At 34.0% G+C, this 12,468-nt stretch carries 8 protein-coding genes; 3 read left to right on the forward strand and 5 right to left on the reverse strand.

Annotated features, from left to right (window positions below):
- The first annotated feature begins 112 nt into the window (after window positions 1–112).
- The 3 genes from AC1Q8M_RS10915 (at window position 113) to AC1Q8M_RS10925 (ending at window position 2,541) form a co-directional block, all read left to right on the forward strand.
- Window positions 113–940: a peptidoglycan-N-acetylglucosamine deacetylase gene (locus AC1Q8M_RS10915; protein WP_000551446.1), complete on the forward strand. Its 828-nt coding sequence runs from the start codon at window positions 113–115 to the stop codon at window positions 938–940.
- A 157-nt stretch (window positions 941–1,097) separates the two neighbouring features.
- Complete coding sequence (locus AC1Q8M_RS10920; RefSeq protein ID WP_000637719.1) at window positions 1,098–1,760, forward strand: DUF3841 domain-containing protein; 663 nt, start codon at window positions 1,098–1,100, stop codon at window positions 1,758–1,760.
- A 109-nt stretch (window positions 1,761–1,869) separates the two neighbouring features.
- Window positions 1,870–2,541, forward strand: coding sequence for a TerC family protein (locus AC1Q8M_RS10925; RefSeq protein WP_000395169.1), 672 nt, complete (start codon window positions 1,870–1,872; stop codon window positions 2,539–2,541).
- 59 nt (window positions 2,542–2,600) lie between these two features.
- Here AC1Q8M_RS10925 and ltaS read toward each other — a convergent pair whose 3' ends face one another.
- From ltaS to AC1Q8M_RS10950, 5 genes are all read right to left on the reverse strand, one after another.
- Complete coding sequence (gene ltaS, locus AC1Q8M_RS10930) at window positions 2,601–4,574, reverse strand: lipoteichoic acid synthase (RefSeq protein ID WP_098366110.1); 1,974 nt, start codon at window positions 4,572–4,574, stop codon at window positions 2,601–2,603.
- 517 nt (window positions 4,575–5,091) lie between these two features.
- Window positions 5,092–6,717 carry an ABC-F family ATP-binding cassette domain-containing protein gene (locus tag AC1Q8M_RS10935; protein WP_000633860.1) on the reverse strand — a complete coding sequence of 542 codons (1,626 nt, stop codon included), beginning with the start codon at window positions 6,715–6,717 and terminating at the stop codon, window positions 5,092–5,094.
- A 308-nt stretch (window positions 6,718–7,025) separates the two neighbouring features.
- Window positions 7,026–10,142, reverse strand: a complete 3,117-nt coding sequence (locus tag AC1Q8M_RS10940; protein WP_000040248.1) for an MMPL family transporter — start codon at window positions 10,140–10,142, stop codon at window positions 7,026–7,028.
- Between the two features lie 252 nt (window positions 10,143–10,394).
- Window positions 10,395–10,961 carry a TetR/AcrR family transcriptional regulator gene (locus AC1Q8M_RS10945; RefSeq protein ID WP_001107300.1) on the reverse strand — a complete coding sequence of 189 codons (567 nt, stop codon included), beginning with the start codon at window positions 10,959–10,961 and terminating at the stop codon, window positions 10,395–10,397.
- Window positions 10,962–11,190: 229 nt separating this feature from the next.
- A complete protein-coding gene (locus AC1Q8M_RS10950) occupies window positions 11,191–12,351 on the reverse strand; it encodes a GNAT family N-acetyltransferase (protein WP_141505315.1) in 1,161 nt (386 codons plus the stop codon).
- Window positions 12,352–12,468 lie beyond the last annotated feature (117 nt).

Consider the following 12,468-nt stretch of genomic DNA (forward strand, 5'->3'; position numbering starts at 1 on the left):
CTTGCATACTTTTGAATAAACTTTTTTACACTTGTAAAAAAGTTTTTTTGCATTTCCCTACCTATAATTGCTAATATAGTAGAGTAGAACTTTTATAGAGAGAAGGAAAATTATGCACAATGGAATTCGAATGACAACTTTAGTAAAAAGGGCTATGTTAGTTTGTGCGGGGGTATTATTCACATACGAAGCGGCTTTGGGATCAATACATACTGCTCTAGCTAGTACAGAGGATGAAGCAAAATCTGTTCAACTTGTAAGTGAGATTCAAACATCTCTTGCTCCGAAAGAAGCTCCTAAACATTATAACGGGCAAGTTAGAAAAGTCGCTTATTTAACATTTGATGATGGTCCTGGAAAATACACAGCTGAGCTTTTAGATATGTTAAAGAAAGAAAATGCAAAAGCAACATTCTTCCTAATTGGTTCAAACGTAAAAGCTTTCCCTGATCTTGTAAAACGCGAAGATGCTGAAGGCCACTACGTTGGGATGCACAGTATGACTCATAACTACAAGAAACTTTACACAGAAGGTCATTACGTAGATGAAATGAAGGAAGACCAAGGCTTAATCGCTGGTGTTTTAGGTAAATCACCAGTATTAACTCGTCCATCTTACGGCTCTATGCCAGGATTAAACGAAGCTCTTCGCAACAAAGTTGTAGAAAATGGCTTAAAAGTTTGGGATTGGACAATTGATTCTTTAGACTGGAAATACAACAAAATGCAAGTTGATGCTGCATCTGCTAAAATTGTAGAGAACGTGTTACATGGTGCTACAAATCCAACAGAAGTTATCCTTATGCATGATATTCATCCACAATCAGTAAAAGCAGTACCTGGAATTATTAAAGGACTGAAAGAAAAAGGATATGAATTAGAAGCATATAATGAGAACGAACATTTCCCATTAAACTTCTGGCATGATAATCGTATGTAATGAAAAGACTTGATTCCCTTTAGCTGGGAATCAAGTCTTTTTGTCGTTTTGGGAATTACTCCTCGTATATTCGACTCAAATTCCCCCTTCTCTAATATCAATAAAAATTCAAAATCACATGTTATACTAAAATTTAGTTTAAATAAGTAGGTGCCATATGATCGTATATACAGTACAAACTGAAGAAGCTTGGAAACAATTTAAGAAACTTGGTTATTTAGAAAGTAATAAAGAATTCATCGATCCAGACGATTTATATTCATATGACTGGATGGTGCGCGTTGCTAAAACAAGATTGCCTCATTACGAAGGTAACTATCCTATTTGGGTCTGGGAAGCAAATAATTACCCAAATCGAAATCATAAAGCTTGGGGTAGAACAAATTCAAAAATGGTAATTTTAACACTAGATGTACCGAAAGAATGGGTACTATGGAGCTATTTTGACTATTGGTGCTGCGCTATGACTGATGGATCAATATATTTACATACAAAAAATAAGTGTACTTTAGATGAATGGTATACATATATGGATAAAAAATACGAGATAATATTTGATTTCGATTATTTATTATCTCATCCTGATTGGTGTCTAGGTAAAGAGGATTCGTTAGAAAAACAAGGTGTTATCGGCAACATCCCCCTTTCCTTCGTAAAAAAAGTAAGGCGTTTTCGCGCTAAGGAAGATACATCTATTAATGAAATCAGAAGTGATAACTGGGATAGTAGAAAAGAAAACCGTATTAAAAAGATGAATCGAAAATTAAGAAAAAGAATCGAAAAACAAAAAAGATTGCAAAAGCGACTTATACGAAATTAAAACAGATTTATCAAAATATAGTAAGAAATTATGGATTGAATATAAAATTTCAACCCTTTTTATATTATCAACACTTTAGCACATATTAACCATAAGGAGTGATATGTATATGGAGTTTCTCTCATCTGAATATTTGTCTGCCTTGCTTGCCATCATTGTAATCGATTTAGTGTTAGCCGGAGATAATGCCATCGTAATTGGATTAGCAGCAAGAAGATTACCGAAAGACCAACAAAAAAAAGTTATTATATGGGGTACTGTCGGGGCAATCGCTATTAGAGCCCTCGCTACCTTAGTTGTCGTTTGGTTATTAAAAATACCTGGTTTACTCCTAATTGGCGGTATACTTCTTATATGGATCGCTTACAAGTTGATTGCTGAGGGCAAAAATCATGATATTAAAGCCGAAGAAGGATTTTGGTCTGCTATTAAAACCATTATTATCGCTGATGCGTTAATGGGCATTGATAATGTACTCGCTGTTGCAGGAGCTGCCCATGGTAACTTTTCTTTAGTAATCATTGGTCTATTAGTTTCTATTCCTGTAGTCGTATGGGGCAGTACATTGATTTTAAAATGGGTGGATCGTTTTCCTGTCATCATTACGATTGGAGCAGCCGTTTTAGCTTATACTGCTGCAAAAATGATTGTAGATGAGAAATGGTTTGCTGGATTTTTCGAAAGTAACCCTTTCATTAAATGGGCATTTATCATTATTATCATCGTCGGTGTAGTTTTCTTCGGAAAGGCAAAACAAAAAGCAACAGCTAGTTCTGTCTAATAATGATGGTATATTTACAAATAAAAAGCGCTATTCATATGAATAACGCTTTTTATTATTTATTTAGCTTCCCCTTCCGGAGTCGTTTTTACCTTCGTTTTGTTTTTATCACGATTGTTATAGTTATACTTCGAACGATCTACTGGAGTGAATCCTTCCGGTGTGTAGAATCGTAATAAGTCACCATTTACGACTTGGTCAGAGTATTTTAGTGAGTTTTGAACCATTTGTTCATTTTTCTTTATTTCATCTGTAAATTCTACAGGTTTTCCAGTTGTTGTATCATAGTATTTGCCGTTCAGTGCAGTAACAGTTGGGCTTACGTAGTTACCGTTACGGAACGCAACGACTTGTTTATGCTCTGGTGATAATAAATCTGAACCGAATTGAACATAGTTTTTCGTATCTGTACCTAGTAAGTGTAATAACGTAGGAAGAACGTCAATTTCACCGCCATATTGATGTTGTACGCCACCGTTCACTCCTGGTACACGAACGATTAAAGGCACACGTTGTAACTGTGCATTTTCAAATGAGTTCATTTCTTTACCCATTACTTTTGACATTGCTGCGTTATGATTATCTGAAATACCGTAATGGTCTCCGTACATAACGATAATTGAGTTATCATATAAACCAGATTGTTTCAAGTAATCGATGAAACCTTTTACAGATTCATCTAAATAGCGTGCTGTTTGGAAGTACGTATCTACTGATGAATCGCCTGTTGTCGCTGGTTCAATCGTTGCTTCTGCCTTATCGATTGGATAAGGGAAATGGTTCGATAACGTAATAAACTTCGTATAGAACGGTTGTTTCAACGTTTGTAATAACGGAATAGATTCATTAAAGAACGGTTTATCTTTTAATCCGTAGTTTACTACATCTTTTTCATTCATATCATAGTATGACGCATCAAAGAATTTATTAAAACCAAATGATTTATAAATATCGTCACGGTTCCAGAATGTTTTGTAGTTACCGTGGAATACTGCTGATGTGTATCCTTGTTGTCCTAAAATAGCTGGTGCTGATTGATACGTATTATGAGATTTCGTTGTAAAGACAGAACCTTGCGGTAAACCAAACATTGAATTCTCTAACATAAACTCCGCATCAGATGTTTTCCCTTGTCCTGTTTGATGGAAGAAGTTATCAAAGTATAGTGTATTCGCATCTTTTGTAAATGAGTTTAAGAACGGTGTAACTTCTTGACCATTTAATTTGTAATCGATTAAGAAGTTTTGGAATGACTCTAAATGAATATAAATTACGTTCATTCCCTTTCCTTTACCGAAATACTCAGGATTTGGACTTGCATAAGTTGATGTTAAATAATTTCTTACTTCTGTCATATTATCCCCATCAGCTAATGCTCGTTCTGTTGATGCTTTCGCACTTTGAATACCATCGTAAATTGTATAGTTGTATGCCCCTAAATATTTCACAATATAATTTCTATCGAATGTTCTTGTTAATAATTCAGGACGGTCGGATTCTGCAAGACCTAAGTTAACACTGAATAATAAAATACCTGCTACAAATACTAGAGATAATTTATGCTTCGCAACACGAATTGGTTTTGGATTTACGAATTTTGTTGCGACTAACACAATTAATATAATCGTGTCTAAGAAGTATAGTGGATCATAAAGATGTAGCAACGCAAGAATACTACCACCTAAATCTCCAAAGTTATTCGTTTGTGTTAATGTCGGGAACGTAATAAAGTCACTGAAAAAGCGATAGTAAACTACGTTTGCGTATAAAAGAATCGACAATAACAAGTTGATAACGATTAACCAAATATAAGATCGTTTCCCTTTTGCAAATAATGCAAGTCCTAAAAATAGAACTGCTGAACTAAGCGGGTTGAAAAACAGCAAGAATTTTTGGATTGTGTTTGAAATTCCTAAATTAAATTCCGTTACATAGGCTGCATACGTTTTGAGCCACAATAAAATAACGGCAAACAGAAAGAATCCAAAATGATTGCTTAACACACTTTTGCTCTTTAATAAGAACTGTTTCATTTCTCCACCTCTTTTAATCATCCAAGGCTTATTTTTTATAAGTCTGTCTCTCTATTCAAATTTTCTTCTTCAAATAGATTATCTTTATTTAACTATATGAAGAATATTAGTAATTATAATTTGAAGCTAGTATTTATTCAACTATTTCTTTTTAAACATTTTGACCTTGGTTTCTATTTAACAAAATAAATTTGTAACATTTCCTGTTTTCTCCCAAGATTCATCCACTAATTATGACATCCCATACTATATACCTTTATAAACTCATTCGCAAACTATTCTATCTCCAATTTTGGTACATATTTCACATGACAAAATAATGTTATTTAATTATATTGCTCACCTTACATTCCCCTGCTTCAACTAAATCTTAAAGTCATTACATCTCTTCCGTACATGAAAAATCCTCATGTTCATTAATATTATATTTGAATAATTATTCATTTGCCCCACCAGTGGTGTTATGTTTTCTCGACAAAAAAACTCGCTCTAAAAAGAGCGAGTTTTTCATGATATATTATTGACCTTTGTACATTGCATCTACTTGTTTTTGAAGCTCTTCATTTTCTAAGTACTCATCGTAAGTTGCCTCTTTATCGATTACACCGTTTGGTGTTACTTCGATAATGCGGTTTGCAATTGTTTGTACGAACTGATGGTCATGAGATGTGAATAACATTGTACCTTTGAAAGCAATTAAACCGTTGTTTAATGCAGTGATAGACTCAAGGTCTAAGTGGTTCGTTGGATCGTCAAGTGTGATTACGTTCGCACCACTTAACATCATTTTAGATAACATACAACGAACTTTTTCGCCTCCAGATAATACAGAAACGTTCTTCTTAACTTCTTCACCTGAGAATAACATACGGCCTAAGAAACCACGTAAGAAGCTTTCTGACTCATCTTGTGGAGAGAATTGGCGTAACCAATCAACTAAGTTATAGTCACTGTTCTCAAAGTATTTAGAGTTATCTCTTGGGAAGTAAGATTGAGATGTTGTAACACCCCATTTGAATGAACCGCTATCTGGCTCCATTTCACCCATAAGGATTTTAAATAATGTTGTCATCGCGATATCGTTACGACCGATAAATGCAACTTTATCACCTTTATTTAAAGTGAAGTACACATTATCTAACACTTTTTCGCCATCAATTGTTTTAGAAAGGCCTTCAACAGTTAATAAGTCATTTCCTATTTCACGCTCAGGTGTGAAGCCAACGAATGGGTAACGACGTGATGATGGTCTAATATCATCTAATGTAATTTTATCTAATAATTTTTTACGAGAAGTTGCTTGTTTCGCTTTAGATGCGTTTGAGCTAAAGCGTGCAATGAAGTTTTGTAACTCTTTTACTTTCTCTTCTTTTTTCTTATTAGCATCTTGTGTTAATTTTAAAGCTAATTGGCTTGACTCATACCAGAAGTCATAGTTACCAACATAAAGTTGAATTTTACCGAAATCAAGATCAGCCATGTGCGTACATACTTTATTTAAGAAGTGACGGTCATGGGATACAACGATTACTGTATTTTCAAAGTTCATTAAGAAGTTTTCTAACCATTGAATCGCTTTTAAGTCCAAGTGGTTGGTAGGCTCATCTAGTAATAGAATATCAGGTTTACCGAATAATGCTTGAGCAAGTAATACTTTTACTTTCTCTGCACCAGTCAATTCTGATAATTTTTTGTCATGAAGATCTTCACCAATACCAAGACCTTTTAGAAGGATTGCAGCTTCTGACTCAGCTTCCCAACCGTTAAGCTCAGCGAACTCACCTTCAAGTTCTGCAGCACGCATTCCATCTTCATCACTAAAGTCTTCTTTCATGTAAATAGCATTTTTCTCTTGCATTACTTTGTAAAGTTGCGTGTGACCCATAATTACTGTTTCTAATACTGGGAACTCTTCATATTCGAAGTGGTTCTGTTTTAATACTGCTAGACGCTCACCTGGCGTAATATGTATATCACCTGTTGATGGTTCAATTTCTCCAGATAAAATCTTTAGAAATGTTGATTTACCAGCACCGTTTGCTCCGATTAAACCGTAGCAGTTACCTGGCGTGAATTTTATGTTAACATCTTCAAATAATTTGCGATCCGCGAAACGCAAACTAACGTTACTTACTGTAATCATTTGTGTCCTCCTACTAATACCGCTTATTTCAGCGTTTTCTCACCGATTGTCTTAAAAAATCGCATATTACGACTCAATTATTGTAGACTATAGCTATTATATAGTAGAAGCTGGATGAATAGCAACGGTTGATTACTATTCATCCCTTTTCTATCTTGAATAAAATGTACGTTTTTAACGAAATAATATTATATAGAAGCATATTTCATAATGAACAGAGATATGAAAGATGAAAAATTCGCAAAATATAAAGATGTGATGGACAAATTTATTAAATAAGAAGAATCCCCTTTTAAAAGGGGATTCTTTTACTTTCTTTTACTTAATTTTTTCGTATAATTCTTCATTTTATTCGTTAACCCTATTAACGCAGGTATCAATATTGGCATCACAATAATAGCTAATAATAACAGTGCAACACCAACAACAGATGCTACTTGTATAAGCGTCAATACACCTGAAGGGATTAATGCAGCAAATGTACCACCTAAAATAAGTGCCGCTGATAATACGACTCCTCCTATGTGACGAGATGCATTTACAATTTTCGTTGCTGGGTCCCCCTCTAGCTCATTGTATCTCATCATTACGAAAATGCTATAATCCACACCTAAAGCGACTATCATTATAAAACTAAAGAATGGTACATTCCAGCTCAATGACTCTACGTTTAGTATGTGTGTACTAATTTGTTCACTTATACCAAGTGATGCAAAATAAGCTAATATTAAAGATCCAATAATGAAGATTGTATTTAAAAATGACCGTGTAATAACGAGTAATACAACCGCAATTCCAATTAACATAATTGTAGCTGTACGTAAGAAATCTTGGCCCGTTACTTCTTTTAAATCAACGTTTCTTGCTGTTGTACCGCCGATCGCTTTTTTTGTTGATTTTAATTCTGTACCATTTAATGTACCGTCTATCGTTTTATTAATTTCTTCAATGATTGGCATCGCTTCTTTTGAATACGGATTTACGTCTAAAATGATTGTCATTTTAGCAGTCTTTCTATCATGTGACATGTACGTATTCAATGCTTTTTGGAAATCTTCTCCCTCTAAAACTTCTTTTGGAATATAAAATTTCTCAGAGCTTTTTGATTCATTCAATTCTCCTAAATATTTCTGAGCATCCCCTAGTCCGTTACTTACCTTTTCGAGCCCTTCTGTACTTTTAGATAATCCTGATTGTAATTGCCCCATCTGTTCTTGCAAGTCTTTCAGCCCGGTTAATAACTGGCCTTGCCCATCATTTATTTTTGTTAATCCGGTTTGTAACTCAGATGACTTGTTCGCAATTTGTTTAGAACCTGAAGCACCTTCATCTAATCCATTTTTAAGATCAGCTGCTCCTTTTTGTAATTTAGTAACTCCATTGTTCATTTCTTTTAAACCGTTATCCACTTTCAATAACGATTGATTCGCTTCTTTAAATGAGCCCATCGCCGCTTTATGATGCGTTGCTAATTGATTTAATTCATTTGAAAGCACACCTAATTGCTTCTGAGCCTCTTTAGCAATTCCTATCGTTTGTAGTATGTTCGGATCATTTGCTAATTCTGGTTTCGTTTGAATAAAATTGGTCATTAACACTTCAATTTGTTCATAACCTTTTTTCGCACCATCAATTGCTTGAGAAATACTTCCGAAGTATTGATCGTAAGAGCTTAAACCTTTTTCTAACTGTGCATAACCAGCATGAAGTTGTGAAGTTGCATTAGATAAAACATTTATATTTTCATTTACTGAAGTTAATCCACCCTCAATTTGTTGCGCACCTTGTGCTCCGTCATTTATACCACTTGATAGTTGATGTAAAGCTGTTCCTAATGCCGTTACACCGTTTTTCGCTTCGTTTGTTCCATCAATTAACTTTTGAACGTTTGCAAGACTATTTGAGTCTTTACTACCCATTTTATCTTTCGCAGCAGTTAACCCATCATTAATGTCCTTTATACCACCATTGGCATCTCCTAACCCCGTATTTAGTTCTCCAGCTTGTTTATTTATATATAGTTCTTTTATCCTTTCCCCAGTTGGACGCGTCGGTGAATATACTTCTGACACACCTTTCACTTTCAAAATCTTATCAGTTAGTTCATCTAAAGTTTGAAGAGAACTCGCCTCGTCTAACTTGTTATCCGATTGAATGACTAACGTACTTGGTGAAGAAAAACCAGGTGGAAAATGTTCTTCTATTACGTTAATCCCCTTTTTCGATTCATATTTATTATCTACTTCAAATAAATCATTGTAATTTAGTGTGTTAGAATATTTCATTAGGAAAGGAATCGATATCACAAATACAATGATTAAAGCTGCGAATGGTCTTACTACTGAGTTTTTCGCAAGAAATCCCCATAAACGACTATCCTCATGACCTTTAAATGTTTTTACTGGATAAAACATTCCTTTTCCTAAAAGCACCATAAAAAATGGATTTAACGTAGTTAATACGAGTAATAATACTGCGACACCAATTGCTACGGCTGAAGTAGACTGATATAATTTAAAACTCGCTAAAGCAAGAGATGCAAAACCAATTAGTACTGCTATCCCACTATATAAAACGGTTTTCCCTGCCGATTTAAACGTTTCTTTCGTAGCTAAAAATGCATTTTCTTGTTTACTTAATTCTTCCTTAAACCTTGTATATAATAAAATGTTATAGTCTGTTCCAACCCCAAACAGGACAACAACTACAAACACTTGTGTAAAGTTAGAAAACGGAAAATTAAATTGATCTACTAGATGGGCAATAATCCCCATTGAAACTAAATATGATACACCCACTGTAAGCAGAGAAACGATTGGAACAATTGGTGAACGAAATACAATGATTAATACAACTAAAATGAAAATGATAGAAATAACTTCTGTCTTTTTCACTCCCTCTTGAGAGGATGTAAGAAAATCACCCGCTATTAAATCACTTCCTGTTAAGTACGTTTTAACTCCCTTCGGTTTAATTTTATTATGAAGCCCATTCGCAATTTTTGATATTTCACCATGTTTTTTATCTACAGAAATTTGCGTTAAAATGGTCGTATTGTCTTTAGATATCAATTGTTTTTCCAAGTCTTTATTATCTAAATGTGAAACAACTTCCTTAATTCCTAATTGCTCTTTTTCATTTTGTAAAGCGTTGATTGTTTTTATTATTTCATCTTTTTGCTCAGTTGTTAAAGCTGCTTTACTTCCACTATTAAAAACAGCTATAACATCATATTTTTCTGTCCCGTCTTTATCCATCTCTCTTATCATTTTGTCAGCGATACTACTTTGCTCTGTATTCGGAATCGTAATATGCCCTTTTTCTTTCACTAATTTATCCATATTAGGCATCGTTACGATCATTGTAATAGTAATAACTATCCATAATAGAAAAGATAAACTTCTCCAATTTTTTAGCTTACTCATTTTAATCATCTCCCGTTTTGAAAGTATAATGTTAGTTCCGGAATGAATATTCATTCCTATTATTTTGAAACTATTTTTAGGAATGAACGTTCATTCCTATCATTCTATTGATTTATTCTATAGACCCTATTAAACTAATCTTTTCCGGAATGAATGTTCATTCCTTTGGTTGCACAAATACCCTCTCCTACTTTCATTTTTTAAATCTATTTAGGAATGAATATTCATTCCTGTCCTTATAAAGCTATAGAATCAAATGATTCTAATAGCATTCCAAGAGCTTTCTTCCAATTCTTTTACTAACTCTTTCGAGTATTCTAATTGCCCTGTTGCAATTACTTTCGTTAATGCTTCTAGCGGCTGATATACAATAATAATTAAAGCAACTGGAGGCAATGGACGAAGAAAACCTTTTGCGATTCCATCTTCAATAATATTCATAAAGAAGCCTATAAAATCGTCAAATATTTTCTTACTTTGTTCATCAAGAAAATAACTGTCACAGTGAGAATTTGTAAATAAAAAAGCGTCCACATTGTTTCTCGCAAATTCAAATAAACGGTTGTACGTATGACTAAACTGTTCACGAATATTTGCTTCAACAGGAAAATCTGTTTTTATCATTTCAGAAAGCTCTAACATACTTTTTGAAAATAATGAGTTAACTAGTGCCTCTTTATTTTCAAAATAGCGATAAATAGTACCCGCACCGACTTTTGCCTTTTCAGCGATCATTGGAATTGTCGTACCATCGTAACCACGCTCTGCAAAAAGTTGCATCGCAGCATCAAAAATATCCTCTTGTTTGTTTTTAGCCATTTTTTCCACCTCTATTTTTAGGAATGAAAATTCATTCCGTTTTTAATTATAAATTACAAGGACTAAAAGTCAAGTGCGTAACTACGTATAGTTGCAATTTTAATCCCTTGTTTGTGAATCAATTTATATCAGCGGTTTTTAGAATACATCGACTTACCGACAAAAACGAGAACCAAAGAGAAAACCGTCCCAAATTTTGTTTGGGACAGCCCCATTTCCTATTTAAAGCTTAAAAGAAATCATAAATAAAAGCTTTACGTACTGGAACTATATTCTCAAATGCTTGTATTTCCTCTTCGCTTCCGCTAATGAATTCTAGTTCATTAAGTTCTAACGGACGCTTGTAGCCAAACATTATTGTAGATAATGCGTTAATATCCAGCTTAATTCCTTTATCTATTGTTTCCTCTTTCATAATTGTTATTTCATGATTCGCAAGCCTCACTGATACGTTGTTCCACGGAGCAAATGCGTCTGTAATGTGTAGAATCACTTCTTGCTGTACATTGTTCCAGCTCAACTCATATTGTTTTAAGAATTGCTCTACATCTACAATTCTTCCCATAAAATATGGTTTTATTTCTGTCTTCACGCGTGGCTCTTGCAATGAATATAGCAACGGTTCGTTTTCACTTACTGTCATTTCAAGTTCTTTAATCATAGAATCATGCTGGCAAATAAAGTTCCACAGACCATTTCGTGCTTCATTATGCAGTGGTACAAATTCTTCTACTGTCATTTTATAGTTTTCTATTTTGTATAACATGTAACCGGCTGCCTTTTTATTTTCATCATAGTAAATCGCTAATGTTAAATCATCATAAACCGCTTGAAACCACCAGTTCTTCTCTCGAACTAACATACCTGAAAAACGTTCTGCAAATGCTTCATAGAGCTTCTCGACTTCTTCTGGATGATTTTCTTTATTGAAACGTTTCACAGTGCCATTAACTTGTTTTTTCATCACTAAATCGCTCTTAGTCATATGACATGTGACTAAATTCGCACAAAGTTCCCATCCGTATTTACGGTAAAATGAAACCGCAAATGGATGTAACATAGAGACTGTATAGCCATCTTTTTTCATCGTTTGAAGTGAATATCGAAGTAGCTCTTTTACATACCCACTTCTTCTATACTCAGGATACGTCGCTACCCCTGCAACGCCACCCATTTTAAATTTTTCTTTACCTATGTAAATATGAAACGGAATAAGATGTAGTTTTGCTGCTAAGTCTTCCCCTTCCATAATGCCGTATATTTCATGACTTTCCTTCATCTTTGTAAGTTGCTGCTGTAATCGTTCCTCATCTACTTTATATTGAAAAGCGTATTCTGATAAACATAATGCTTCTCTGAACTTATCTTCTTTTAATTGTATGACATTCATATAATTCTCCTCCATTCCCTGTTTGAATTGTATCACAATTCTTTCTATTGTAGTTCGGTAAGTGAAATTAGAAAGACGTTTTAACAAAAAAAGCAGATACATCACGTATCTGCTTTC

It is taken from the genome of Bacillus sp. GW823-FHT06A10 (genome assembly GCF_058795375.1).